The organism is Brevibacillus sp. IT-7CA2, assembly GCF_949767855.1.
In the GTDB taxonomy this organism is placed as follows: Bacteria; Bacillota; Bacilli; order Brevibacillales; family Brevibacillaceae; genus Brevibacillus.
Genome location: NZ_CATKQT010000014.1, coordinates 12,881 through 39,825 on the forward strand (window position 1 = coordinate 12,881; position 26,945 = coordinate 39,825).

The window sequence follows — 26,945 nt, forward strand, 5'->3', positions numbered from 1 at the left end:
ATGCGTATTGGACAAGGTTTTGACGTGCATCAATTAGTAGAGGGGCGTCCATGCATTATCGGAGGCGTCACCATCCCGTATGAAAAAGGCTTGCTAGGGCATTCTGACGCGGATGTTCTCCTCCATGCGATTAGTGATGCGATTCTTGGAGCGATTGGTGAAGGGGATATTGGCCGTCATTTCCCAGATACAGACCCGGCTTTTAAGGATGCGGATAGCGTAAAGCTGCTGGAGCATGTATGGAAGTTGGTTCGGGAGCGCGGCTACCGATTAGGAAACGTGGATGCAACGATCATTGCCCAAGCGCCGAAAATGGCGCCGTACATCCCGCAAATGTGTGAAGTCATTGCACGCGTGCTGGAAGCAGACGATCTCTCGCAAGTGAATGTGAAGGCGACGACATCGGAGAAACTCGGTTTTACAGGCAGAGGAGAAGGAATCGCTGCCCAGGCAGTATGCTTGCTTGTCAAGTAGAAGGGCAAGGTGTAACATAAAGCCTTAGATACGTTTTTACTTAAGTCAAGGTTATAGCCTTTTACATTCATAAGGATGGTGCTACCAATGGCGAAAGAAATTCGCACTCGTTATGCGCCGAGTCCTACGGGGCATTTACACATCGGCGGTGCGCGAACAGCGCTCTTCAATTATCTTTTTGCGAAACATCACGGTGGTTCGTTCATCGTTCGGATTGAAGATACGGACCAAACGCGCAATAAGGAAAATGCGGACGAAGAACAAATGAAAAACCTGAAATGGCTCGGCGTAACATGGGAAGAAGGTACAGATGTTGGTGGACCATATGGACCGTACCGTCAAACAGAGCGCCTGGACATTTATCGGAAATATATCGATCAACTGCTGGCAGAAGGCAAAGCGTACTACTGCTACGCGACAAAAGAAGAGCTGGATGCAGAACGTGAAGAACAGCTCGCGCGTGGAGAAACACCACGCATTCTGGAAAAGCACCGTCATGTAACGGACGAGCAGCGTGCTCAGTACGAAGCAGAAGGACGAGTGCCATCCATTCACTTCCTCGTTCAGGATGATCGCGAGTATGTTGTGAACGACCTGATTCGTGGCCAGGTAACATTCAACTCCAACGAGATGGGCGATTTCGTTATTTGTCGTCCGGATGGAATTCCTACATACAACTTTGCCGTTGTAGTGGACGACTATTTGATGAAAATTAGCCACGTCATTCGTGGAGAAGAGCATCTGTCCAACTCGCCTCGTCAATTGATGATTTATGAAGCGTTTGGGTGGGAAGCGCCTGACTTTGCTCACTTGGCACTGATCCTCAACCAAGATGGCAAAAAGATGTCCAAGCGCGACGAGAGTATTCTTCAGTTCATTGAACAGTACCGTGACCTCGGCTTCTTGCCAGAAGCAATCGTGAACTTCCTTGTACTTTTGGGATGGTCACCAGGTGGCGAAGAAGAGATTTTCTTAATGGAAGATCTGATCAAGCTGTTCTCCATGGACCGCGTGAACAAGTCGCCAGCTGTGTTTGATGCAACGAAGATGAACTGGATGAACAACTTCTATTTGAAGCGCCAACCGCTGGATATGATCACAGATATGTGTATCCCGCATCTGCAAAAAGCTGGCTTCATCGAAGAGAATCTGTCTGCTGAGAAGCGCGAATGGGTTCGCAGTATCGTAGGCTTGTACCAAGAGCAAATGTCCTACTGTGCGCAAATCGTTCCGTTGGCAGCTCTTTTCTTCCTTGACGAAGTGGTGTACGATGAAGAAGCAACTTTGGTGCTGAAAGAACCACAATTGCCGGAAGTACTTGCTTCCTTTGTGAAACACCTTTCTGCCCAGGATGCATATAATGTGGATGTTATTAAAGCGGTACTCAAAGACGTGCAAAAGGAAACCGGTCACAAAGGCAAGGCATTGTTCATGCCGGTCCGCGTAGGAGCAACTGGTCAGGCGCATGGTCGCGATCTGGCGGAGACGTTGTATCTGCTTGGACGCGACAAGGTGATTGCACGTGCAGAGCAAGTAATTGCAAACGGTCAGTAAGTATTGGCTGGTTTTCTTTTATAAATAATGAATGCGACGATCAGGAGAAGTACAACAGTCTGCACATCTACAGAGAGGATGGATAGGTGAGAGCCATCTGGTGTGCCCTGTATGGAAATGCCCCTGTGAGCAATGAGCTGAACCTATCTTTTTGAAAAGATATCAGTAGGCGCCATCGGCTTCCCGCCGTTATCGGGATATGAGCGAGATTTGCTCATGACTGTTGTGAGTTTTTAGTGACAGTGATGACGATCTAAGCAGAGTGGAACCACGGTAAACCCGTCTCTGTCCCTTCGTGTTTGAGGGGATAGGGACGTTTTTTATTTTTTTGAAAAGGTAGTTCAAAAAGTCGTCTTTTGATCACGATGTAGTCCTGGAAGCGTATTCGACTTCGAAAGTAGCGTTCACCTTCGAAGTCCGGTGCTCATGTAGGTCTCCTACACTACACTCCGCTCCTCCTTCTTCAGGTTCTCGCTACTTTCTCGATGCTGAAAAGACAACTTTTTGAACCCTGACACTGAGGTTGAACGTGAGCAGGTAAATCAGGCAGGAGGTGCCACCCAAAAATGTTAGCACAGATGAGAGATGACATTCATGCTGTTTTTGAACGAGACCCGGCTGCGCGAAGTACGCTGGAAGTCGTTTTGACCTATTCCGGTTTGCACGCGATATGGGGGCACCGGATTGCCCACAGGCTCTGGAAGGCTGAGCTGTGTACACTCGCCCGAATTGTCTCTCAACTATCCCGTTTTTTCACGGGAATTGAGATTCACCCGGGCGCAACAATTGGCCGCGGCCTGTTCATTGACCATGGCATGGGTGTTGTGATCGGAGAGACGTGCGAAATCGGAGACAATGTAACGATTTATCAAGGGGTTACACTCGGGGGAACAGGTAAAGAAAAAGGAAAGCGTCACCCTACGATTGGCAATGATGTCATTATTGCAACGGGAGCAAAGGTGTTGGGCTCCTTCAAAATTGGCGATAATTCAAAGATAGGGGCTGGTGCCGTTGTCTTGCAGGAGGTACCGCCTAACTCGACCGTAGTAGGAATCAAGGGACGCATCGTCATCCAGGATGGCAAGCGGGTCAAAAATGATCTGGACCATGTAAACATGCCAGACCCGGTAGCGGATACGATTCGTATGATGCAAAAGGAAATTGATCAATTACGTAAAGAATTGGAGCTTTTGAGGGAGGATAAAAAGAACGATGGGCATTCAGCTGACTAACACGATGACGCGGCGAAAGGAACCGTTTCACACATTGGAGCCAGGAAAGGTAAAAATGTACGTGTGCGGCCCGACCGTGTACAACTACATCCACATTGGAAATGCGCGCCCTGCCATTGTATTTGATACACTGCGCCGTTACTTGAAATATCGTGGATACGAAGTGACATTCGTGCAAAATATTACGGACGTAGATGACAAACTGATTCGTGTGGCGAATCAGGAAGGTGTCACTGTCAAAGAAGTGGCTGATCGATACACAGATGCGTACAATGCTGATCTGAAATCACTGAACGTATCGCCACCGGATATTCAACCGCGAGTGATGCAGACAATTCCAGAGATCATTGAATTCGTGCAAGGGCTGATTGAAAAAGACTTTGCCTACGAGAGTGAAGGTGACGTCTATTTCCGCACGGGACGTTTTCAGGAATACGGAAAGCTTTCGCATCAACCGTTGGATGATTTGCAGGCAGGTGCTCGTGTAGAAATCAACGAGAAAAAGGAACATCCCCTGGACTTCGTACTTTGGAAAGCGGCCAAGACCGGAGAAGTTACCTGGGACAGTCCGTGGGGCGAAGGAAGGCCAGGATGGCATATTGAGTGCTCGGCAATGGCCCTGAAGTTTTTGGGTGAGGAAATCGATATTCATGCGGGCGGAACAGACCTTGTGTTCCCACACCACGAAAATGAAATTGCCCAGTCGGAGTGCTTTACGGGTAAAGTCTTTGCTCGTTATTGGCTACACAACGGGATGCTCAATATCGATAACGAAAAAATGTCCAAATCCCTCGGGAATTTCTTGCTTGCACGCGAACTTTCGGAGAAATTCGGCGGTCAATTAATTCGCTTCTTTATGCTTCAGGGGCACTATCGCAACCCGATCAATTTTAGTGAAGAGTTGATCGAACAGGCGGCCAATGGAATGGAGAGAATCAAGACTGCGTATACGAATCTTTCCCATCGTCTGGATACTGTGCGCGCAGAAGAGCCGAATGAGCAGGCACAGGAGCAGGCACGAATTATTGGAGAGCTTCGCGAGCGTTTCGTTGCTGAGATGGATGATGATATCAATACAGCTAATGCCATTACCGTTATTTTTGACGTTGTGAAGGAAGCCAACCTGTATTTGCGTTATCAAAATGTAGGCGAAACCGAAGTTCGTGCGTACATGGATTTGTTGGTGGAGTTGACGGAGGTTCTTGGTCTTGAAATTGCAGAAGAGCAGGAGCTGTTGGATAGTGAGATTGATGCGTTGATCGAAGAGCGCACAGAAGCTCGCAAAGCAAGAGACTTTGCCCGTTCTGACGAAATCCGCGATCTGCTCGCAGCAAAAGGAATCGTGCTGGAGGACACGCCACAAGGTGTTCGCTGGCGTCGAAAGTAAGGGGCCGAAGAAAATAGATGCAAAAAGAAGAACTAACCCGAGATCCTAATCTGACAAATCCACTCGTGCTTGCCTTCCTCGGGGATGCTACCTATTCGCATTGTGTCAGGTATCATTTGATCGCCAAGGGGCTGGTTAAACCAAACCAGCTCCACAAGGCGGCCAACAGCTATGTTTCAGCGAAAGCACAGGCCAATGTGTTGTTGACGTTAATGCCCGCATTGCCGGAGGAAGAATTGAATGTAGTGAAGCGGGGGCGGAATGCCAAATCCGGCTCCAGTGCCAAAAACGCCGATATTATCGACTACCGTCATGCAACGGCTTTTGAAGCATTGATCGGGTACCTGTACTTGAGTGGAAAAGAAGAGCGGATCGCTGAAATTGTGCAGCAGGCTTTTGCCATAGTGGAAGGAGAATCATGAAATGAGTGAAGAATGGATTCTGGGGAAAAACCCCGTCATCGAGGCTTTGCGATCAGGTCGTACGATTAATAAGATTTGGATTGCAGAGGGAACGAATAAAAATCTGATGGGACCTGTCTATGCCTTGGCGAAAGAACAGGGTGTCATTGTGACGACGGCGAATCGCAAAAAGCTGGATCAGCTCGTGTCGACGGACAACCATCAGGGTGTAGTGGCTTCTGTTGCTGCTTACGATTACGTAGAGATAGACGATATTTTAAAGCGGGCAGAGGAAAAAAACGAGGCGCCGTTCATTTTGCTGTTGGACGAGCTGGAAGATCCGCATAACCTCGGTTCCATCATGCGGACAGCCGATGCAGTCGGTGCTCATGGTGTCATCATTCCAAAACGACGTTCTGTCAGTCTTACGGCAACGGTAGCAAAAGCTTCGGCAGGGGCGATCAACTACGTGCCAGTAGCGCGAGTGACGAACTTGGTTCGTACCATGGAAGAGCTCAAAGAACGCGGTGTTTGGATCGCAGGAACAGACGCGAGTGCCAAACAAGATTTCCGCCAGGGTGACTATACGATGCCACTCGCGATTGTCATTGGCAGCGAAGGAAAAGGTATGAGTCGCCTCGTGCGGGAAAACTGTGATTTTCTGTACAGCCTTCCGATGGCGGGCAATGTTACCTCACTCAACGCTTCTGTAGCAGCTGCCTTGTTGATGTATGAAGTCTATCGCTCCAGGAGTCCAATCCCGACTCGGGTGAAATGACATGGCGAAACGAAAAGCCAAGCAGCTGTTGATCGTAGATGGATACAATATCATCGGCGCCTGGCCCGATCTGCGCCTGCTGAAGGATCAAGAGCGGATGGACGAGGCGCGTGATCAATTAATCGCAAAAATGGCAGAGTACCAGAGCTACACTGGTGTGAAGGTCATCATTGTCTTTGATGCGTACAACGTTCCTGGCATTGGCCGTCAAATGGAAGACTTCCAGGTTGAAGTTTATTTCACGAAGAAAAAGGAGACGGCTGACGAAAAAATCGAGCAGTTAGTCTCTCAATTTCACAATAAAAATCGACAAATTTATGTGGCAACTTCTGACTATACGTCACAACGTGTCATATTTGGGCAGGGAGCTTTGCGCAAATCTGCCCGGGAGTTGTTGCTCGATATGGAAAATGCGGGGAAAGAAATCAAGAAACAAGTCGAAAAAACGAAGGAAGACGGCTTCTCCAGGCGGATTGCGCTGAATGATGAAATAGCGAAAATATTCGAAAAATGGAGAAGGGAATAACTTGGATTCGGTTGACGCTTTTTTACGGCATCATGTATAATAGCGCTATCTATTGGAGAAACCGGTTGGCGGAGGGATCATTTGTGAGTGTTGACCTCAAGGAGTTAAAACATGCCCAATATGAACTAATGACCGACGAAGAAGTAGTCGACCTGGTTCGCGATAATGACGCCGAAGCTTTGGAGTATTTGATCAACAAATACAAGAACTTCGTCCGTGCCAAAGCGAGATCCTATTTTCTTATTGGGGCTGACCGCGAAGACATCGTGCAGGAAGGGATGATCGGACTGTACAAGTCTATTCGCGACTTCCGAGGAGACAAGCTCACGTCGTTCAAGGCATTTGCCGAGCTGTGTATTACCCGTCAGATCATTACCGCGATCAAGACGGCGACACGCCAAAAGCACATCCCGCTCAATTCTTACGTCTCATTGGACAAGCCTATATACGATGAAGATTCTGACCGTACACTACTCGATGTGATCTCGGGAACCAAGGTGACCGATCCAGAGGAATTGTTTATCAATCGGGAAGAATTCGATGACATCGAAGGCAAGATGAGTGAAATCTTGAGTGACTTGGAGCGCCAGGTTCTCATGCTTTACTTGGACGGACGATCCTATCAGCAGATTGCTGTGGAACTGAAGCGTCATGTCAAGTCTATCGATAATGCATTACAGAGAGTCAAGCGCAAGCTAGAGCGCTATTTAGAAGGAAGAGAGATTCATCTGTAAGAGAGAATCTCTCTTTTTATTTTGGAAGCAAAAGGACTTCTGGTTGTCAAGTCATTTTGTTTGACATGGGTATTTCGGTATGATAAATTTATTTAGGTAGCCATAGACTCTTATCTCTCTGTTCTATGGTTACTTAGGTGAATGAAATGGTCTGGAAAAAGTAGCGGTTTTCCCGTACTATTAATCATCGGGGTACTTTTAACTAATAGCAGGTTTGAAATGAGATGGAGGTGGCAATAAATGCGAGTAAACATCACGTTGGCGTGCACCGAGTGTGGCGAGCGTAACTATATCTCCACAAAGAACAAGCGCACCACTACTGAACGTGTTGAACTGAAAAAGTATTGCTCCCGTGACAAGAAGCAAACCCTTCATCGCGAGACGAAGTAATGGTTGATGCGACGAAGTCAGGGGGTGGCAAAGTGGGTTTTTTATCACGAATCGGAGCCAGTTTTCGCCGTACCGGTGGTTTTTTTAGTGACGTAATGTCCGAACTAAAGAAAGTCCGTTGGCCTAACCGTAAAGAATTGACGACCTATACGCTCGTTGTTCTTGTTACGGTTATGCTCCTGGCAGTATTCTTCTTCGTCGTTGATTTGGGTATCTCGCGCTTGATCGATTTGATTCTAGGAACGTAATTATGCAAGTCTTAGGAGGGACGGACGGTTATCGTCCTGTTGGATATGGAAAAAGCATGGTATGTACTTCATACGTACTCAGGTTACGAAAACAAGGTGAAAACCAATCTGGAGAAGCGACTCGAGTCGATGGGCATGGAAGACAAGATCTTTCGCGTTCTTGTTCCCACTGAAGAAGAGGTGGAAACCAAGGATGGTAAGAAGCGCACCGTCACGAAAAAAGTGTTTCCTGGATACGTCCTTGTTGAAATGGTGATGACGGACGACTCTTGGTATGTCGTGCGCAACACCCCTGGGGTTACCGGCTTTGTCGGATCCACGGGTGCTGGCTCTAAACCGACAGCGCTGCGTCCTGAAGAGGCCGATACGATTCTCAAGCAAATGGGAATCGAAATTCCCAAGATCAGAATCGATTTTGCTCTCCGCGATATGGTGCGCGTCACAGATGGTCCGTTTTCCAATCGCACCGGGGAGATTATCGAGATTTACCCGGACAGGCAGAAGGTTCGCGTGTTGGTGGACATCTTCGGTCGCGAAACACCGGTAGAGCTAGACTTTACACAAGTTCAACAATTGGATTAGGATTCAACTTGAAAAGTATCGCGCTATGTGGTACATTTCATTTTGTTTTAACAATCCCACAACATTAATTGGGGTTTCTTGCACTCTCACTATAGATTCGGAAGTCTTTTACTAGACTTTCAAAAAACGGTGGGAGGGGGCATTCCCCCGTAATAACCACATGTGAAGTAAGGAGGTGTCTTACGTGGCTAAGAAGGTTATCCGCGTAATTAAATTACAAATTCCAGCAGGTAAAGCGAATCCTGCACCTCCAGTAGGTCCGGCTCTCGGTCAAGCTGGTGTAAACATCATGGGATTCTGTAAAGAATTCAATGCTCGCACTGAAAGCGAAGTAGGTATGATCATTCCGGTGGAAATCACCGTGTTTGAAGACCGTTCTTTCACTTTTATCACAAAAACTCCTCCAGCTGCAATTCTGTTGAAGAAAGCTGCTGGTATCGAGTCCGGTTCCGGCGTACCAAACAAAACAAAAGTTGCTACGCTGAAACGTGATAAAGTTCGTGAAATCGCAGAACTGAAGCGTCCTGACCTGAATGCTGCATCCGTAGAAGCGGCTATGCGCATGGTAGAAGGTACAGCTCGTTCTATGGGTATCGTAATCGAAGACTAATTGTCTTGAGTGCAAGGGGGCACAGACGTTGTGCCCCCCTGTCTGTGGGAGGATCAACCGCTACGACCACATTGAAGGGAGATTTAATCATGGCGAAAAAAGGTAAGAAGTATCAAGACGCTGTAAAGCTCGTTGATAAAAACAAAGTATACGAAGTAGCAGAAGGTATTGAGCTGGTTAAAAAAGCAGCTACTGCTAAGTTCGATGAAACTGTTGAAGCAGCTTTCCGTTTGGGTGTAGACCCTAAGCGTGCTGACCAACAAATCCGTGGCGCTGTTGTATTGCCACATGGTACTGGTAAAGTACAACGTGTTCTCGTATTCGCTAAAGGCGAAAAAGCAAAAGATGCTGAAGCAGCTGGCGCAGACTTCGTAGGCGATGCAGACATGATCGCGAAAATTCAAGGTGGCTGGTTCGACTTTGACGTTATCGTAGCTACCCCTGACATGATGGGTGAAGTAGGTAAATTGGGTCGTGTACTCGGTCCAAAAGGCCTGATGCCAAACCCTAAGACCGGTACTGTTACTTTTGACGTAACAAAAGCGGTTAACGAAATCAAAGCAGGTAAAATTGAATACCGCGTAGACAAAGCTGGTAACATCCACGCTCCTATCGGTAAAGCATCCTTTGATGCTGACAAGCTGGCTGACAACTTGGCTGCTCTGACGGATGCACTGAACCGTGCGAAACCAGCTGCAGCAAAAGGTGTTTACATGAGAAATGTAACCCTGAGCTCTACTATGGGCCCTGGTGTTCGTGTAGCTGTAAAATAATGACACTTGACTTCCTTTATGGGAGTTGTTAAGATAGTCCCTGTTGATGAAAAGAATATGCCGTAGACAGAAGGCGCGGTGCTTGTGAGAGTAACGCTTAATATCCCTCCGAGGCGTGTAATGTACGAATGAGGAAACGCTGTTTTCCTTTGACGATATAGCATTATGCCCTCGTGAGTCTGCGAGGGCATTCTTCATTTTCTAGGATTAGAGCACGGGAGGTGTAATCAATGGCAGAAATTCGTCCAACCGTTATTCGTGAAGAAAAGGTACAAGCGATCAATGAAATCGCAACTAAGCTTCGCGAAAGCCAAACTACAGTGGTAGCTGACTACCGCGGTTTGACAGTAGCACAAGTAACTGAGCTCCGTAAGCAATTGCGTGAAGCTGGTGTTGAGTTCCAAGTGTTGAAAAACTCTTTGACTCGTTTGGCTACTGAGAAGGAAAGCCTGACTGAACTGGATCAATATCTGACTGGACCGAACGCTTTGGCGTTCTGCAAAGACGATATCATCGCTCCAGCGAAAGTTATTGCTGAATTCGCTAAGAAAAACGACAAGCTGGAAATCAAGGGTGGCGTTATCGAGGGTAAAGTAGTTGGTGCTGAGCAAATTAAAGCTCTGGCTTCCCTACCGAACCGCGAAGGTCTCTTGTCCATGCTTCTTTCCGTCCTGCAAGCTCCAATGCGCAACGTTGCACTGGCAGTCAAAGCAGTGGCAGAACAAAAAGAAGGTCAAGGCGCTTAATCGTCTGATCGGTTAATGTTTTACAAATACTATTCCTTGAATGGAGGATTTACAAATGTCTAAAGACCAAATCTTGGAAGCCATTAAAGGCATGTCCGTTCTCGAACTGAACGATCTGGTAAAAGCAATTGAAGAAGAATTCGGCGTAACTGCTGCTGCTCCTGTAGCTGTAGTTGCTGGTGGCGGAGCAGAAGCTGCTGCTGAGCAAACTGAGTTCACTGTTAACCTGGTAAGCGGCGGCGCTTCCAAAATCAACGTAATCAAAGTTGTTCGCGAGCTGACTGGCTTGGGTCTGAAAGAAGCAAAAGACCTGGTAGACAACGCTCCAAAAACACTCAAAGAGGGCGTTTCCAAAGACGAAGCAGAAGCTCTCAAAGCAAAACTCGAAGAAGCTGGCGCACAAGTAGAAGTAAAGTAAGTTAGCTTCCTTTAGGATATCCCCTTGCCTGCGGCAGGGGGATTTTCTATAAACTTTTGATGATAGAGGTTTTCGTAAACGATGAGGAAGGGTGAATCACACGTGGCAGACCATTACTATACCAATCAACCGGGCGCTGCACATGATGAGCAGCAATTTACGTTCAAGCTCCGTGGAAATGAACTTCGTTTCATAACGGATGCCGGCGTTTTTTCCCGAGACCGGATTGACTTTGGAAGTGTATTGCTCATCGAGAACATGGAAATCGACAGTTATGCGCGTGTACTCGATGTGGGATGCGGGTATGGTCCGATGGGATTGACGGCTGCCAAGCTTGCTGATCATGGTCGGGTGACGATGATCGACGTGAACGAGCGTGCGGTTAACCTGGCTCGTCGTAACGCAGAAGCAAATGGAATAAAAAATGTTGAAGTTCGAGTGAGTGATGTCTACAGCGGCGTGCAAGGCGGGCAGTTTGATGTCATTCTGACCAATCCGCCGATTCGTGCGGGCAAGGAAATCGTTCATCGCATTTTCGTGGAAGGTTACGATCTGTTGGTTGACGGTGGAGAAATGTGGGTTGTCATTCAAAAGAAACAAGGCGCCCCATCTGCATTAAAGAAGCTGCAGGAAATGTACCGCGAAGTAATAGAGGTAGATCGGGAAAAGGGCTATCACATATTCAGGGCAATCAAATAAGCAAGAAGAAATCATTAGAAAAGTTTTCTTGACGTGAATAATTGAATGTGATAGCATTATAAAATGTCAATATGGGATAAATGTCTATTTTTCAGCAATTCCCTGTCTGTCAAGCCTTTCTACTTTTTTCCTGAGATAGGAATGTTTGCGTGAAAACATGGGAATTCTTTTAAAATAGAGTTTCTCTGGGTTAAAAATGGTTGAAACTGCTTTAACCCATTTTTATTTTTAGGCATTCGTCTGCGATTTTAAAGTTGCCGAATGCCGAGTTTCTATGTGTGAAAACACAACCTGAGGGGTGAATAAGTTGGCAGGTAAAGTGATTCAAAGTGGCCGACACCGCCAGCGTCGTACGTATTCACGTATTAACGAAGTGCTGGGCCTTCCAAATCTCATCGAGATTCAACAAAAGTCCTACCAGTGGTTCCTTGATGAGGGGCTCCGTGAGATGTTCCAAGACATTTCGCCAATCCAGGACTTCACAGGTAATCTCGTGCTGGAGTTTATTGATTACAGCTTGGGAGAGCCGAAGTACGATGTTGACGAGTCGAAAGAACGTGACGTCACCTATGCGGCGCCTCTGCGTGTGAAGGTACGTTTGTTGAACAAAGAGACGGGAGAAGTGAAGGAACAAGAAGTCTTCATGGGGGATTTCCCGCTCATGACCGAAACGGGAACCTTCATTATTAATGGTGCTGAGCGCGTTATTGTCAGCCAGCTTGTTCGTTCCCCCAGTGTATATTACAACACCAAAGTGGACAAAAACGGCAAGCAGACGTTTACAGCTACAGTAATCCCGAACCGGGGTGCTTGGCTGGAGCTGGAGACCGATGCGAAAGACGTAATTTATGTCCGCATCGACCGTACGCGAAAAATCCCGGTAACGGTTCTTTTGCGTGCGTTGGGCTTTGGTTCTGACATCGAGATTCTCAACTTGCTGGGTGAAGATGAATACATCAAGAACACGCTGGAAAAAGACAATACCGATTCTACGGAAAAAGCGCTCATCGAAATCTACGAGCGTCTTCGTCCGGGCGAGCCGCCAACAGTCGAAAATGCGAAGAGCCTCTTGATCTCTCGTTTCTTCGACCCTAAGCGCTATGACCTGGCTTCTGTTGGTCGTTACAAAATGAACAAGAAGCTTCATCTGAAAAACCGTCTGTACAACCAACGTTTGGCTGAAACATTGATCGATACCACTACAGGTGAAATTTTTGCCGAAGCCGGTCAAATGATTGACCGTCGTGTATTGGAACGCATTGTGCCAGCTCTGGAAGGCAGCATCGGATTTATTGACGTTCGCACGCATGGCGGCGTTCTGGAAGATGAAGCAATCCATCTACAATCTATCAATATTTTCTCTCCGATTGAAGATGGCAAGATCATCAAAGTAATCGGAAACGGAAATGTAGATAAGTCCTTCAAACATATTACGCCGGCGGACATCGTATCGGCGATCAACTATTTCATGAACCTCCTGCACAGTGTAGGTTCCACAGACGATATCGACCACTTGGGTAACCGTCGTCTGCGTTCCGTGGGTGAACTGTTGCAGAACCAGTTCCGTATTGGTCTGTCCCGTATGGAGCGTGTGGTTCGTGAGCGCATGTCCATCCAGGATCAAAACCAAATTACACCGCAGGCTCTCATTAACATCCGTCCAGTGATTGCATCTCTGAAGGAGTTCTTTGGTAGCTCGCAGCTGTCTCAGTTTATGGACCAAACAAATCCATTGGCTGAGCTGACGCACAAACGCCGTCTGTCCGCACTCGGACCTGGTGGTTTGACGCGTGAGCGCGCGGGCTTCGAAGTGCGCGACGTTCACCATTCCCACTACGGTCGTATGTGTCCAATTGAGACGCCAGAGGGACCAAACATTGGTTTGATCAACTCTTTGTCGTCCTTTGCACGCATTAACGATTACGGATTCATCGAAACGCCTCGTCGTAAAGTAGATCCAGAAACAGGCTTCGTGTTGACTGATATCAGCTACTTGACTGCTGATGAGGAAGACGTGTTCAACGTGGCACAGGCGAATCAGCCACTGGATCAAGATGGCCGTTTCGTAAACGACATGGTTATCTGCCGTCGTAAAGGTGAGATCTTGAGCGTACCGCGCGACAAGGTTGACTTCATGGACGTATCGCCGAAGCAGGTTGTATCCGTTGCGACAGCGCTGATTCCGTTCCTCGAGAACGATGACGCCAACCGCGCACTGATGGGTTCAAACATGCAGCGGCAGGCCGTTCCGCTTTTGATTCCACAAGCACCGTTTGTCGGTACGGGTATGGAGCATAAAGCAGCGCAAGATTCCGGTGTGGCGATCGTAGCCAAAAATCCGGGTCAAGTAGAACGCGTAACGGCTCGCGAAATCTGGATTCGTCGTTACCAAGAAATCGACGGCAGAAAAGTTGCCGGCGATCTCGATAAGTACAAAATGCACAAGTTTATCCGTTCCAACCAAGGTACCTGCATCAACCAGCGTCCAATCGTAAGCACTGGAGACTGGATTGAAAAAGGCGATATCGTTGGGGACGGCCCGTCCACTGAAAAAGGTGAATTGGCTCTCGGTCGTAACGTGATCGTCGCGTTTATGACGTGGGAAGGATACAACTACGAAGACGCGATTCTTCTGAGTGAAAAACTTGTTAAAGATGACGTGTATACGTCTATCCATATTGAAGAATACGAGTCCGAAGCTCGCGACACCAAGCTGGGTCCAGAGGAAATCACTCGCGATATTCCAAACGTCGGGGAAGATGCTCTGAAAAACCTGGACGAACGCGGTATCATCCGTGTTGGTGCGGAGATTCAGGACGGCGACATTCTCGTTGGTAAGGTTACACCTAAAGGGGTTACTGAGCTGACAGCAGAAGAACGCCTTCTGCATGCCATCTTCGGTGAAAAAGCTCGTGAAGTTCGTGATACATCCCTGCGCGTACCGCATGGTGGTTCCGGTATCATCGTAGACGTAAAAGTATTTACGCGTGAGAATGGCGACGAATTGCCACCAGGCGTAAATCAACTGGTTCGCGTTTACATCGCCCAAAAACGGAAAATCTCCGTGGGTGACAAAATGGCCGGTCGACATGGTAACAAAGGGGTTATCGCCCGCATCATGGCGGAAGAAGACATGCCGTTCCTGCCAGATGGCTCTCCAGTAGAGATCGTACTCAACCCGTTGGGTGTACCTTCGCGTATGAACATCGGTCAGGTATTGGAGACTCACTTGGGTATGGCAGCGAAGCTTCTGGGTATCCACGTAGCAACGCCAGTATTTGACGGTGCGCGTCAGGCAGAAGTATTCGAAACGTTGGAAGAAGCAGGCCTGGATCGTGACGGAAAAACGATCTTGTTTGATGGTCGTACAGGTGAACCATTTGATCGCCGTGTAACAGTTGGTTGTGTATACATGCTGAAACTGGCTCACTTGGTCGATGACAAAATCCATGCTCGTTCCACTGGTCCTTACTCTCTTGTTACGCAACAGCCATTGGGTGGTAAAGCTCAATTCGGTGGACAGCGTTTCGGGGAGATGGAGGTTTGGGCATTGGAGGCATACGGTGCTGCTTACACCTTGCAAGAAATTCTCACTGTCAAGTCGGATGACGTCGTGGGCCGCGTGAAAACGTACGAAGCGATCGTTAAGGGCGAAAACGTTCCAGAACCAGGTGTTCCTGAGTCCTTCAAAGTATTGATTAAGGAACTCCAGAGCTTGGGTATGGACGTGAAGATTCTGTCCGGTGATGAGCAGGAGATTGAAATGCGTGAAATGGAAGACGAGGATGAAGGTAACGGTGAAAAACTGAACCTCGTACTCGAAGGCGGAAGCTTGAACGAAGAGTAAGATTCCGGTACCAAGGGAGGTAACGCCCTGTGATTGACGTGAACAACTTCGAATATATGAAGATCGGCTTGGCTTCCCCCGATAAGATCCGTTCGTGGTCTTTCGGGGAAGTGAAGAAGCCAGAGACGATCAACTACCGCACATTGAAACCGGAAAAAGACGGCTTGTTCTGCGAACGCATCTTTGGACCAACCAAGGACTGGGAATGTCATTGCGGTAAGTACAAGCGCGTTCGTTATAAAGGTGTAGTGTGCGACCGTTGTGGCGTGGAAGTGACCCGCGCCAAAGTACGGCGTGAGCGTATGGGGCACATTGAACTGGCTGCCCCAGTTTCTCACATCTGGTACTTCAAGGGGATTCCAAGCCGTATGGGCTTGGTACTCGACATGTCCCCTCGTTCCCTGGAGGAAGTAATCTACTTTGCTTCTTACGTAGTAACCGATCCAGGTGACACTCCTCTCGATAAAAAGCAATTGCTCTCCGAAAAAGAGTATCGCAACTATCGTGAGAAATACGGCCACTCCTTCCAAGCGATGATGGGAGCAGAAGCGATCAAACGCCTGCTTGCAGAAATCGATCTGGATAAAGACGTGGAAACGTTAAAAGAAGATTTGAAAACGGCACAAGGTCAGCGTCGCAACCGTGCGATCAAGCGTCTGGAAGTGCTCGAGGCATTCCGCAACTCCGGTAACCACCCGGATTGGATGGTTCTCGACGTACTGCCGGTTATCCCGCCAGAGCTTCGTCCAATGGTTCAGTTGGATGGTGGACGTTTTGCCACTTCCGACCTGAATGACCTGTACCGCCGTGTAATTAACCGTAATAACCGTCTGAAGCGCCTGCTCGAATTGGGTGCTCCTGACATTATCGTACAAAACGAGAAACGCATGCTGCAGGAAGCAGTAGACGCGCTCATCGACAACGGTCGTCGTGGACGTCCTGTAACAGGACCAGGTAACCGTCCTTTGAAATCTCTCAGCCACATGCTGAAAGGTAAACAAGGTCGTTTCCGTCAAAACCTGCTCGGTAAGCGTGTTGACTACTCCGGTCGTTCCGTTATCGTTGTAGGACCTAACCTGAAGATGTATCAGTGCGGTTTGCCTAAAGAAATGGCACTGGAACTCTTCAAACCGTTCGTGATGAAAGAGCTGGTTTCCAAAGGCCTCGCTCACAACATCAAGAGCGCAAAGCGCAAGGTTGAGCGCGTTCAGCCAGAGGTATGGGACGTTCTCGAGGACGTTATTCGTGAGCACCCGGTACTGTTGAACCGTGCCCCCACCTTGCACCGTCTGGGTATCCAGGCATTCGAACCAGTTCTGGTTGAAGGCCGTGCGATCCGTCTGCATCCACTCGTTTGTACAGCGTACAACGCGGACTTTGACGGTGACCAAATGGCGGTTCACGTTCCGTTGTCTGCTGAAGCACAGGCGGAAGCTCGTATCCTCATGCTGGCAGCGCAGAACATCTTGAACCCGAAAGACGGTAAACCGGTAGTAACACCATCCCAGGACATGGTGCTTGGTTCTTACTATCTGACACTGGAACGCGAAGGTGACAAAGGCGAGGGTACGATTTATCGCGATCCTCACGATGCGATTGCCGCTTATCAGCAAGGCTTTATCAGCCTGCATACGCGCATCGCTCTGCCAGCGAAACGCCTGAACAAAATCAGCTTTACTGAGCGTCAAGAGAACGCACTGATTGTAACGACAGTTGGGAAAGTGATCTTCAACGAAATCTTCCCTGCAGATATGCCGTTTATCAATGCACCGACTAGAGCTAACCTGCAAACGATGGTTCCAGATGAGTGCTTTGTCTTTGATAAAGGTACGAATGTTTCTGAGTTCATTAAGAACCTCCCGGACCCAGGTGCTGTAAAAAAAGGCTTCCTAGGAACTATTATTTCCGAGTGCTTCCGTCGCTTTGGTACGATGAAAACGTCCATGATCCTCGACAAGATCAAGGAACTGGGCTTCACGTACTCGACAAAAGCAGGTATCACGATTGCCGTAGCGGACATCGCGGTACCAGGAAAGAAAAAAGACATCCTTGATGCTGCAGATGAGAAAGTTGCAACTGTCATGACACAATTCCGTCGCGGTTTAATTACCGAAGACGAGCGTTATGACCGTGTAATCTCCATCTGGTCCAAAGCGAAGGATGAAGTAACAGAAGTCCTGATGAAGGCGATGGATAAGTTCAATGCGATCTACATGATGGCGAACTCCGGTGCCCGCGGTAACGTATCCCAGATCACTCAGCTGGCAGGTATGCGCGGTCTGATGGCCAACCCATCTGGTCGAATCATTGAGTTGCCGATTAAATCCAACTTCCGTGAAGGTCTGACGGTATTGGAGTACTTTATCTCCACGCACGGTGCGCGTAAAGGTCTCGCCGATACGGCCTTGCGTACAGCGGACTCGGGTTACCTGACTCGTCGTCTGGTGGACGTAGCTCAAGACGTGATTGTACGCGAAACCGATTGTGGAACAGATAAAGGTATCCGTGTAACAGCGATCAAGGATGGTAAAGAAGAGATCGAGAAGCTGTCTGACCGTCTGACAGGACGTACTTGCTTCGAGACTTTGCGCCACCCTGAGACGAAAGAAATCATCGTGCACCGCAATGAGGAGATCTCTGAAGAGGTTGCCGAGTATATCGAAAAAGAAGGCATTACTTCCGTCTATATCCGTAACGTACTTGCTTGCCGCACCAGCCATGGTGTCTGCAAACTGTGCTACGGACGCAACCTGGCGACAGGTGCCGAGGTGGAAGTGGGAGAAGCGGTTGGTATTATCGCTGCTCAGTCCATTGGTGAGCCGGGTACCCAGCTGACCATGCGTACCTTCCATACCGGTGGGGTTGCGGGAGACGATATTACCCAAGGTTTGCCGCGTATTCAGGAGTTGTTCGAAGCGCGTAATCCAAAAGGGCAAGCAGTCATCTCCGAGATCGATGGTGAAGTCGTCGATATTCGCGAAGGGAAAGATCGTCGCGAAATCGAAGTGCGTGGAGAAGCGGAAAACAAAGTGTATGCAGCACCGTATGGCTCTCGCATCAAGGTTTCTGTTGGTGTGAAGTTAAATGCTGGTGATGAGCTCACGGAAGGTTCCGTAGACCCGAAAGAAATGCTCAAAGTTCGCGGCATGCGCGGCGTTTCCAACTACATCTTGCAAGAGGTACAAAAAGTTTACCGTATGCAAGGGGTAGAAATTAACGACAAGCACGTTGAGGTTATGATTCGTCAGATGCTGCGCAAACTGCGCGTCATCGACAGCGGAGATACAGACCTCTTGCCAGGCTCCTATGTTGAGGTGCCAGAATTTGAAGTAGCGAACACAAAAGCCCTCATGGAAGGCAGAAGTCCAGCAGTAGGTCGTCCGGTTCTTCTCGGGATTACAAAAGCATCTCTTGAGACTGATTCCTTCTTGTCGGCAGCTTCTTTCCAAGAAACTACCCGTGTTCTCACCGATGCAGCGATCAAAGGAAAAGTGGACCGCTTGCTAGGTTTGAAAGAGAACGTTATTATCGGGAAGTTGGTTCCAGCAGGTACCGGTATGTCTCGTTACCGCAATGTAAAAGTTGCTAGTCAAGTAGATTACGAAGCAGAGCTGGAAGCAGCAAAAGCCGAGCAAGAAGCGGTTTCTGTAGAGTAATTACGGGAAAAGCGCCCATCACCGATTGGTGGGCGCTTTCCTAAATAAAAATATGAGATGGGCGTTGACAACAACTAGCCCACCTGATATTATATTCAAGTGTGCCTGACATCTGTACTTTGGAGGATATGAGAATCATGTCTTATGAAAAAGTCGAGCGGGCCAAGGACTTGACTATCGGCATTAAGCAGACGATCAAGGCTGTTGAAAACCAACAGGTAGAAGCAGTGTATATCGCTGTTGATGCAGATAAGCGTTTGACCCAAAAAGTCGAGCTCCTTTGCAAAGAGAAGGGTGTTCCAGTCATTCATGTAGATTCCATGCATCGCTTAGGTAAAGCGTGCGGAATTGAAGTGGGAGCGGCTACTGCTGCGATTAAAAAAAGTGGTTAACGATGTTTTTGTCTGTGGCTTACACGTTGCGTAATGCTGGACAAGGACTTTCTATTTGACCTAAAAATGACTCACCTGGATCTGTGGTCTTGAAGATTGGGTATTAAGAAGGGAGGTAACATCATGCCTACAATTAACCAATTGGTGCGTAAAGGTCGCGAGGATAAGGTTGTGAAGTCGAAGTCCCCAGCTCTTCAAAAGGGGTACAACAGCTTCAAGAAAAGCCAAACTAACCAAAGTTCTCCTCAAAAACGTGGTGTTTGCACTCGTGTAGGTACCATGACTCCGAAAAAACCGAACTCCGCGTTGCGTAAATACGCTCGTGTGCGTTTGACTAACGGAATCGAGGTAACAGCTTACATCGGTGGTATTGGCCACAACCTGCAAGAGCATAGCGTCGTGCTGGTGCGCGGCGGTCGTGTAAAAGACTTGCCAGGGGTACGCTACCATATCGTTCGTGGTGCACTTGACACTGCTGGTGTGAACAACCGTAAACAAGGTCGTTCCAAGTACGGTACTAAGCGTCCGAAGCCAGGTCAAGCAGCAGCTGCAGCGAAAAAGAAATAAGAAAACGCCTGTGAAGTGGCGTGATTTTATAACGAAAAGAAGGAGGGAATACGATGCCTCGTAAAGGTCCTGTAACCCGTCGTGACGTGCTGCCTGATCCTATTCACAACAGCAAGTTGGTTACTCGCTTGATTAACCGCCTGATGTTGGATGGTAAGCGTGGTGTAGCTCAGAACATTCTCTACAACGCATTTGACATCATCCAGGAGCGCACAGGTCGCAACCCGATGGAAGTGTTTGAAGAAGCACTGAAAAACGTAATGCCAGTACTGGAAGTTAAAGCTCGCCGTGTAGGTGGTGCTAACTACCAAGTACCAATCGAAGTAAAACCGGAGCGCCGTACCACTCTTGGCCTGCGTTGGATGGTTAACTACTCCCGTAACCGTGGAGAGAAAACCATGGAACAACGTCTTGCTAACGAGATCATGGACGCTGCTAACAACACCGGTGCAGCAGTTAAAAAGCGTGAAGACACGCACAAGATGGCTGAAGCGAACAAAGCGTTTGCTCACTATCGCTGGTAGGAATTGAATCGGGTGTCCGTATTGGATACCCGTTTATTCTCAAACTCGAGTATGGAAGGAGCATACCTAATGGCTCGCGAGTTCTCTTTGCCGAATACGCGTAATATCGGTATCATGGCTCACATCGATGCTGGTAAGACGACGACTACTGAGCGTATTCTGTTCTACACTGGTCGCGTTCATAAAATTGGTGAGGTGCACGAAGGTGCAGCAACCATGGACTGGATGGAACAAGAGCAAGAGCGTGGTATCACGATCACTTCGGCTGCTACTACTGCTCAATGGAATGGCCATCGAATCAACATTATCGATACGCCAGGCCACGTAGACTTCACTGTAGAAGTTGAGCGCTCCCTGCGCGTTCTTGACGGTGCTGTAACCGTTTTTGACGCAAAAGGTGGCGTTGAGCCGCAAACCGAAACCGTATGGCGCCAAGCTGACCGCTATGGCGTACCACGCATGTGCTACATCAACAAAATGGATATCATGGGTGCTAACTTTGATATGTGCTTGGGTCAGATCAAATCTCGCCTGGGTGCAAATCCAGTAGCTATCCAATATCCAATCGGTGCAGAAGATCAATTCAAAGGTATGGTTGACCTGATCGAAATGAAGGCAATCATTTATACCGATGACTTGGGTAAAACTTCTGACTCCGCTGAAATCCCTGCTGACATCCTGGCACGTTGCGAAGAACTTCGCATGGCGATGGTAGAGGCAGCTGCAGAACAAGACGAAGAGCTCATGATGAAGTACTTGGAAGGCGAAGAGCTGACCAACGACGAAATCCGCATGGCTCTGCGTAAGGGTACTATCGAGTGCAAACTGACGCCGGTAATGTGCGGTTCTTCTTACCGCAACAAAGGTGTTCAGCCTATGCTGGACAACGTTGTTACTTTCCTGCCGTCCCCGGTAGATATCCCTGCAATCAAAGGTACATTGCCAGATACTGAAGAAGAAGTTGATCGTCCTGCTGACGACAACGGTCCGTTCTCTGCTCTTGCGTTCAAGATCATGACTGACCCGTATGTAGGCCGTCTGACTTTCTTCCGCGTATACTCCGGTGTACTGAGTTCCGGTTCTTATGTTCTCAACTCTACCAAAGGTAAACGTGAGCGCGTAGGCCGTATCCTGCAAATGCACGCAAACCACCGTGAAGAGATCCAAACGGTTTACTCCGGTGACATTGCTGCAGCTGTAGGTTTGAAAGATACAACAACTGGTGATACTCTGTGTGATGAAAAGGCTCCTGTAATCCTTGAGTCTATGGACTTCCCAGAGCCAGTTATCTCTGTTGCGATTGAACCAAAATCCAAAGCAGACCAAGACAAGATGGGTATCGGCCTGTCCAAGCTGGCTGAAGAGGATCCAACGTTCAGAACTCGCACAGATGAAGAGACTGGTCAAACAATCATCTCCGGTATGGGTGAGCTTCACCTGGAGATTATCGTAGACCGTCTGAAACGCGAATTTAAAGTCGAGTCGAACGTAGGTGCTCCACAAGTTGCTTACCGTGAAACATTCCGTAACGCAGCAAAAGTGGAAGGTAAATTCGTTCGTCAGTCCGGTGGTCGTGGTCAATACGGTCACGTTTGGGTGGAATTCTCTCCACTCGAAGCTGGTCAAGGCTTCCAATTCGAAAACAAAATCGTTGGTGGTGTAGTACCACGCGAATACATCCCTGCTGTTCAAGCGGGTATCGAAGAGTCCATGAAAAATGGTGTTATCGCCGGCTTCCCGCTGGTTGATATCAAAGCAACTGTTGTAGACGGTAGCTACCATGATGTTGACTCCAACGAGATGGCATTTAAAGTAGCAGGTTCTCTCGCTCTGAAAGAAGCTGCGAAAAAATGTGGCGCTGTACTGCTCGAGCCAATCATGAAAGTAGAAGTTACAATGCCAGAAGAGTACATGGGCGACGTTATGGGCGACCTGAACTCCCGCCGCGGTCGTATCGAAGGTATGGAAGCTCGTGCAAATGCACAAGTAATCCGTGCGATGGTACCACTGTCCGAGATGTTTGGTTACTCCACAATTCTTCGTTCCCGTACCCAAGGCCGTGGCGTTTACTCCATGGTGATCGACCACTACGAAGAAGTACCTAAATTTATCGCTGAAGAGATCATCAAGAAATCTAAAGGCGAATAATTACAGGTTACAGCTTTATCTTGCAATCAGAAAGGTTTACAATATTGAAGGGACAACCATTCGTAAGGTAAACCTTTCTTCAAACCATAAAACCCTTATCTATAAGGAGGCTTTTCTCTCATGGCAAAAGCGAAATTTGAGCGTAATAAACCACACGTTAACATTGGTACCATCGGTCACGTTGACCATGGTAAAACTACCCTGACTGCTGCTATCACAACTGTTTTGGCACAAACAGGTCAAGCACAAGCAATGAACTATGCATCTATCGACGCTGCTCCAGAAGAAAAAGAGCGCGGTATCACTATCAACACTGCTCACGTTGAGTACGAAACTGAAAACCGTCACTATGCTCACGTTGACTGCCCTGGTCACGCGGACTACGTGAAAAACATGATTACTGGTGCTGCTCAAATGGACGGCGCGATCCTGGTTGTATCCGCAGCTGATGGCCCTATGCCACAAACTCGCGAGCACATCCTGCTCTCCAAACAGGTAGGCGTACCTTACATCGTAGTATTCATGAACAAATGCGACATGGTAGACGATGAAGAGTTGTTGGAACTGGTTGAAATGGAAATCCGTGACCTGTTGTCTCAATATGAGTTCCCAGGTGACGACACTCCAGTAATCAAAGGTTCTGCTAAAGAAGCTTTGGATAACCCAACTGGCGAGTGGGCTAAGAAAATTGGCGAACTGATGGAAGCTGTTGACAGCTACATCCCAACTCCTGAGCGTGCAACTGACAAGCCGTTCCTGATGCCTGTAGAGGACGTGTTCACGATCACTGGTCGTGGTACTGTTGCTACTGGTCGTGTAGAGCGCGGTATCGTTAAAGTCGGTGACCAAGTAGAAATCATTGGTCTGGCTGAAGAAACTAAAAACACAACTGTAACTGGTGTTGAGATGTTCCGCAAATTGCTGGATCAAGCTCAAGCTGGTGACAACATCGGTGCTCTGCTGCGCGGTGTAGACCGTAACGACATCGAGCGTGGACAATGCTTGGCGAAACCAGGTTCCGTTAAGCCTTACACTAAGTTCAAAGCAGAAGTTTACGTTCTGTCCAAAGAAGAAGGCGGACGTCACACTCCTTTCTTTGCTAACTACCGTCCACAGTTCTACTTCCGTACAACTGACGTAACAGGTATCATCCAACTGCCAGAAGGCGTTGAAATGATCATGCCTGGCGACAACACTGAGTTCACTGTTGAACTGATCGCTCCAGTAGCGATGGAACAAGGTACTCGCTTCGCGATCCGCGAAGGTGGCCGTACAGTAGGCGCTGGTGTTGTAGCTTCTATCGACGCTTAGGATTTACTTATACGCAAAAACCCGACAACTTTGGTTGTCGGGTTTTTTTATGCGCTTTTATCGAATTTTTAAATAACTCCCATCAAAATCATTCAATTTGCGTCTCGTAGCAATATGCTACAATACCATCAGGATTGGATGGGGGATACTATAGATGAAAAATAATGAGCGATTATTGTTTCTTATGCTTGCAGGTGTTGTAACGCTGTGGGGCTTGAACGTGGTCATGGTCAAATATTTAACGACGTTCCCTCCATTGTATGTGGCCGCTATACGCATGACTGTTGGTGGAATATGTTTATCGCCACTCATCTTCATATACAGAAAGAGTCTGCGATTTAGCAAAACGGATTGGTTCTTGTTAGCTGGAGTCGGTGCTAGTTCTATCGCACTTCATCAAATAACGCTTGCAGCAGGTGTTCAATACACGACGGCAGGAAATGCATCGCTTATACTTGGATTAAATCCTCTGGCAACTGCTCTCTTGGCGATGCTTTTCTTAGGGGAAGGCATGTCGTTGAAAAAAGGGCTTGGCATTGGGATGGGGTTTGCAGGAGTATTGATTGTCGTCATCTCACAGCACGGCGGCCTTCATATGAATGGCTGGGGAGATGCCATTATGTTTTTCTCCATGCTCATGTATGTAACGGGTGGTTTACTCATTCGCAAGTTGGTCGTAAGAGGTGTACCGGTACTCTTAATTACAGCTTTATCGCAAATGTTTGGGGTCATCTTCTTATGGGGAGTCGCATTGACTGTTCAACCAGCTTCCTTTTATCTTTCTTTGGACGTTTCTTCCTTCCAGTGGCTTGTGATTTTTGCTTCAGGTGCGCTATCAACTGCGGTCGGCTCGATCGGCTGGAACTATGGCATACGTCAGCTGGGGGCAAGCCGTACAGCAGTTTTTTTAAATGGAATGCCAATGGCCAGCTTGGTATTTGCGGCGATATTCCTGGGAGAAAGCCTTCAACTCGTACACTTGCTGGCGTTGTGTATGATAGTCGGCGGTGTATATTTGGGATCGCGTAGCCTGGTGAGACCGAAAGTTACGAGTACGGCAGCAACCTCTGATCTAACAACAAAAGCGTAGGACAGTAATTGTCCTACGCTTTTTCTTATTGTTCCCACTTATTGACCATATGGTGGGCGGTTAAACGCAAACGATCAAAGATTTGTTTCCGAATCTCGCCTTCGAGTCCAGTCAGTTCCATGGCTTTATCCATACATGAGAGCCAAGCCTCTGCCTGTATAGGTCCAATAGGGAACGGCATGTGTCGTGCTCGCAGCATCGGATGACCATGGGCGTCTGAATAAAGGCTTGGACCACCGAGAAACTGTGTCAAAAACTGATATTGACGCTCCTTCACATCAGTTAAATCGTCAGGGAAGAGGTCGGTAATGTCGGGATGCTGCTTTACCAGATCATAAAAGGTATCGACAAGACGGGCTAAGGTATCTGCACCGCCGATGATTTCATAAGGGGTTTGATTCACATCAGACACTGAGGAAAACCTCCATTTCTTAACGATTACAAACATAAGTATAACGTCTTCTTTCTATTATAGATAGATTACTCGGCGAGTTGGCAGGTAATCCCGCTTGCCTTTCTTCCCGGAAATCTGTAATATGGTCAAAGTGAGCTATTCAGTAGGCACACCATGTACAAAAAAATATGCGGAAACCCAAGAAAAAACTTGCGTTGCCCAAATCTTTTTAGTACAATATTGAATGTTGGTCATGGACTTGCGATGATGTGGGAGGTTGCTGACACACCCGGGCCCTTTGCCATGACTGGGGTGCAGGATATTTCCACGGAGAAATGTCTGTTTAAAAAATGGGCGAAAAAGGAGGGACTTCAATGGCAAAGCAAAAGATTCGTATTCGTTTGAAGGCGTATGATCATAAAATCCTGGATCAGTCCGCAGAGAAAATCGTGGACACTGCGAAGCGTTCCGGTGCTAACGTATCCGGTCCAATTCCACTTCCTACGGAGAAAGCAATTTACACGATCCTGCGTGCGGTTCATAAGTACAAAGATTCTCGTGAGCAATTCGAGATGCGTACACATAAACGTTTGATCGATATCTTGAATCCTACACCACAAACAGTAGATGCTCTGATGCGTCTGGATCTGCCATCTGGTGTGGACATCGAGATTAAACTGTAAGGTCCCAAAAAGCGATACACGCGCAGACGTTGTCTTGATAAGCGTGTTATACCAAGCAACAAACCCTTAAATGGCACCCCTGCGCATCGATGGGGACTTGATACAACATAAAATGTTTTACTGAAATAAGCACAGGAGGTGGCACAAATGACCAAAGGAATCTTAGGGAAAAAACTTGGAATGAGTCAAGTTTTTGGTCCAAACGGAGCAGCGATTGCTGTAACGGTTATCGAAGCAGGTTCTAACGTAGTTCTTCAGAAGAAAGACGTTGCGAACGACGGTTATGAAGCAATTCAAATCGGTTTCGACGACAAAAAAGAACAGCGCGCTAACAAGCCGGAAAAAGGCCATGCAGCAAAAGCTAACACTGCTCCTAAGCGCTTCATTCGCGAAATTCGCGGAGTAAACCTCGCTGACTATGAGGTTGGTCAAGAGTTGAAGGCTGATATTTTTGCTGAGGGAGAATTCGTTGACGTTGCCGGCGTAACCAAGGGTAAAGGTTTCCAAGGTGCTATCAAACGTCACAATCAATCCCGCGGTCCTATGGCTCACGGTTCACGCTACCATCGCCGCCCAGGTTCTTTGGGTGCTGTCGATCCAGGTCGTGTATTTAAAGGCCAAACCCTGCCAGGTCAAATGGGTGGAGACAACGTTACCATTCAAAACCTGGAAGTGGTTAAAGTTATCGCAGAACGCAACTTGATTCTCGTGAAAGGCTCCGTGCCTGGTCCGAAAAACGGATGCGTACTGGTTTCCACGGCAGTCAAGAAGAACTAGTAAG

General features: G+C 47.9%; 27 protein-coding genes and 2 other annotated features. Of the genes, 26 read left to right on the forward strand and 1 reads right to left on the reverse strand.

The window, feature by feature from the left end; all coding sequences use genetic code 11:
• The 24 genes from ispF to ACM6JA_RS11380 all read left to right on the forward strand — a co-directional run bounded on the left by ispF (position 1) and on the right by ACM6JA_RS11380 (position 25,087).
• Complete coding sequence (gene ispF, locus ACM6JA_RS11265; protein ID WP_048035642.1) at positions 1-474, forward strand: 2-C-methyl-D-erythritol 2,4-cyclodiphosphate synthase; 474 nt, start codon at positions 1-3, stop codon at positions 472-474.
• Positions 475-561: 87 nt separating this feature from the next.
• Positions 562-2,028 (forward strand): glutamate--tRNA ligase, encoded by a 1,467-nt coding sequence (gene gltX / locus ACM6JA_RS11270; RefSeq protein ID WP_414852379.1) that lies wholly within the window; start codon positions 562-564, stop codon positions 2,026-2,028.
• 27 nt (positions 2,029-2,055) lie between these two features.
• Positions 2,056-2,318, forward strand: a binding site (T-box leader).
• Positions 2,319-2,594: 276 nt separating this feature from the next.
• Complete coding sequence (cysE, locus tag ACM6JA_RS11275; protein WP_007716200.1) at positions 2,595-3,260, forward strand: serine O-acetyltransferase; 666 nt, start codon at positions 2,595-2,597, stop codon at positions 3,258-3,260.
• On the forward strand, positions 3,241-4,647 hold the full coding sequence (gene cysS / locus ACM6JA_RS11280) for a cysteine--tRNA ligase (protein WP_414852380.1): 1,407 nt from the start codon (positions 3,241-3,243) through the stop codon (positions 4,645-4,647). Before cysE ends, cysS begins: the two co-directional genes overlap by 20 nt.
• Before the next feature lie 17 nt (positions 4,648-4,664).
• Positions 4,665-5,069 (forward strand): Mini-ribonuclease 3, encoded by a 405-nt coding sequence (locus tag ACM6JA_RS11285; RefSeq protein ID WP_414852381.1) that lies wholly within the window; start codon positions 4,665-4,667, stop codon positions 5,067-5,069.
• 1 nt (position 5,070) lies between these two features.
• Entirely contained in the window at positions 5,071-5,826 is a 756-nt protein-coding gene (rlmB, locus tag ACM6JA_RS11290) for a 23S rRNA (guanosine(2251)-2'-O)-methyltransferase RlmB (RefSeq protein ID WP_414852382.1), read from the forward strand.
• Between the two features lies 1 nt (position 5,827).
• A complete protein-coding gene (locus tag ACM6JA_RS11295) occupies positions 5,828-6,352 on the forward strand; it encodes an NYN domain-containing protein (RefSeq protein WP_007716210.1) in 525 nt (174 codons plus the stop codon).
• Positions 6,353-6,435: 83 nt separating this feature from the next.
• Positions 6,436-7,086 (forward strand): RNA polymerase sporulation sigma factor SigH, encoded by a 651-nt coding sequence (sigH, locus tag ACM6JA_RS11300; protein ID WP_005828894.1) that lies wholly within the window; start codon positions 6,436-6,438, stop codon positions 7,084-7,086.
• Between the two features lie 240 nt (positions 7,087-7,326).
• The gene (rpmG, locus tag ACM6JA_RS11305; RefSeq protein WP_003392018.1) at positions 7,327-7,476 is read left to right on the forward strand and encodes a 50S ribosomal protein L33; all 150 of its coding nucleotides are present in this window, start codon (positions 7,327-7,329) and stop codon (positions 7,474-7,476) included.
• On the forward strand, positions 7,476-7,724 hold the full coding sequence (gene secE, locus ACM6JA_RS11310) for a preprotein translocase subunit SecE (protein ID WP_007716212.1): 249 nt from the start codon (positions 7,476-7,478) through the stop codon (positions 7,722-7,724). Before rpmG ends, secE begins: the two co-directional genes overlap by 1 nt.
• A gap of 45 nt (positions 7,725-7,769) precedes the next feature.
• On the forward strand, positions 7,770-8,306 hold the full coding sequence (gene nusG, locus ACM6JA_RS11315) for a transcription termination/antitermination protein NusG (RefSeq protein ID WP_007716213.1): 537 nt from the start codon (positions 7,770-7,772) through the stop codon (positions 8,304-8,306).
• Positions 8,307-8,490: 184 nt separating this feature from the next.
• Positions 8,491-8,916 carry a 50S ribosomal protein L11 gene (gene rplK / locus ACM6JA_RS11320; protein WP_007716214.1) on the forward strand — a complete coding sequence of 142 codons (426 nt, stop codon included), beginning with the start codon at positions 8,491-8,493 and terminating at the stop codon, positions 8,914-8,916.
• An 89-nt stretch (positions 8,917-9,005) separates the two neighbouring features.
• Positions 9,006-9,689, forward strand: a complete 684-nt coding sequence (gene rplA / locus ACM6JA_RS11325; RefSeq protein ID WP_007716215.1) for a 50S ribosomal protein L1 — start codon at positions 9,006-9,008, stop codon at positions 9,687-9,689.
• A gap of 42 nt (positions 9,690-9,731) precedes the next feature.
• Positions 9,732-9,894, forward strand: a sequence feature (ribosomal protein L10 leader region).
• Positions 9,895-9,919: 25 nt separating this feature from the next.
• Positions 9,920-10,435 carry a 50S ribosomal protein L10 gene (gene rplJ / locus ACM6JA_RS11330; protein ID WP_007716217.1) on the forward strand — a complete coding sequence of 172 codons (516 nt, stop codon included), beginning with the start codon at positions 9,920-9,922 and terminating at the stop codon, positions 10,433-10,435.
• A 55-nt stretch (positions 10,436-10,490) separates the two neighbouring features.
• A complete protein-coding gene (gene rplL / locus ACM6JA_RS11335) occupies positions 10,491-10,853 on the forward strand; it encodes a 50S ribosomal protein L7/L12 (protein WP_007716218.1) in 363 nt (120 codons plus the stop codon).
• A gap of 102 nt (positions 10,854-10,955) precedes the next feature.
• Complete coding sequence (locus ACM6JA_RS11340) at positions 10,956-11,552, forward strand: class I SAM-dependent methyltransferase (protein WP_414852383.1); 597 nt, start codon at positions 10,956-10,958, stop codon at positions 11,550-11,552.
• A 307-nt stretch (positions 11,553-11,859) separates the two neighbouring features.
• The gene (gene rpoB, locus ACM6JA_RS11345) at positions 11,860-15,399 is read left to right on the forward strand and encodes a DNA-directed RNA polymerase subunit beta (protein WP_414852384.1); all 3,540 of its coding nucleotides are present in this window, start codon (positions 11,860-11,862) and stop codon (positions 15,397-15,399) included.
• Positions 15,400-15,428: 29 nt separating this feature from the next.
• Positions 15,429-19,055, forward strand: a complete 3,627-nt coding sequence (gene rpoC / locus ACM6JA_RS11350; protein ID WP_007716221.1) for a DNA-directed RNA polymerase subunit beta' — start codon at positions 15,429-15,431, stop codon at positions 19,053-19,055.
• 137 nt (positions 19,056-19,192) lie between these two features.
• Positions 19,193-19,447 (forward strand): 50S ribosomal protein L7ae-like protein, encoded by a 255-nt coding sequence (locus tag ACM6JA_RS11355; RefSeq protein WP_087341519.1) that lies wholly within the window; start codon positions 19,193-19,195, stop codon positions 19,445-19,447.
• Positions 19,448-19,570: 123 nt separating this feature from the next.
• On the forward strand, positions 19,571-20,014 hold the full coding sequence (rpsL, locus tag ACM6JA_RS11360) for a 30S ribosomal protein S12 (RefSeq protein WP_005828873.1): 444 nt from the start codon (positions 19,571-19,573) through the stop codon (positions 20,012-20,014).
• A 53-nt stretch (positions 20,015-20,067) separates the two neighbouring features.
• Positions 20,068-20,538: a 30S ribosomal protein S7 gene (gene rpsG / locus ACM6JA_RS11365; RefSeq protein WP_007716226.1), complete on the forward strand. Its 471-nt coding sequence runs from the start codon at positions 20,068-20,070 to the stop codon at positions 20,536-20,538.
• Between the two features lie 69 nt (positions 20,539-20,607).
• Positions 20,608-22,686 (forward strand): elongation factor G, encoded by a 2,079-nt coding sequence (gene fusA / locus ACM6JA_RS11370; protein WP_414852385.1) that lies wholly within the window; start codon positions 20,608-20,610, stop codon positions 22,684-22,686.
• A gap of 120 nt (positions 22,687-22,806) precedes the next feature.
• On the forward strand, positions 22,807-23,997 hold the full coding sequence (tuf, locus tag ACM6JA_RS11375) for an elongation factor Tu (RefSeq protein WP_012683980.1): 1,191 nt from the start codon (positions 22,807-22,809) through the stop codon (positions 23,995-23,997).
• 154 nt (positions 23,998-24,151) lie between these two features.
• The gene (locus ACM6JA_RS11380) at positions 24,152-25,087 is read left to right on the forward strand and encodes a DMT family transporter (RefSeq protein ID WP_414852386.1); all 936 of its coding nucleotides are present in this window, start codon (positions 24,152-24,154) and stop codon (positions 25,085-25,087) included.
• Between the two features lie 25 nt (positions 25,088-25,112).
• Here the strand turns inward: ACM6JA_RS11380 and ACM6JA_RS11385 are convergent, their stop codons facing one another.
• On the reverse strand, positions 25,113-25,499 hold the full coding sequence (locus ACM6JA_RS11385; RefSeq protein ID WP_414852387.1) for a globin: 387 nt from the start codon (positions 25,497-25,499) through the stop codon (positions 25,113-25,115).
• Positions 25,500-25,855: 356 nt separating this feature from the next.
• Here ACM6JA_RS11385 and rpsJ point away from each other — a divergent pair, with 356 nt between their 5' ends.
• Complete coding sequence (rpsJ, locus tag ACM6JA_RS11390; RefSeq protein ID WP_007716236.1) at positions 25,856-26,164, forward strand: 30S ribosomal protein S10; 309 nt, start codon at positions 25,856-25,858, stop codon at positions 26,162-26,164.
• 147 nt (positions 26,165-26,311) lie between these two features.
• Positions 26,312-26,941, forward strand: a complete 630-nt coding sequence (gene rplC, locus ACM6JA_RS11395) for a 50S ribosomal protein L3 (RefSeq protein ID WP_007716241.1) — start codon at positions 26,312-26,314, stop codon at positions 26,939-26,941.
• The last annotated feature ends 4 nt before the right edge of the window (positions 26,942-26,945 follow it).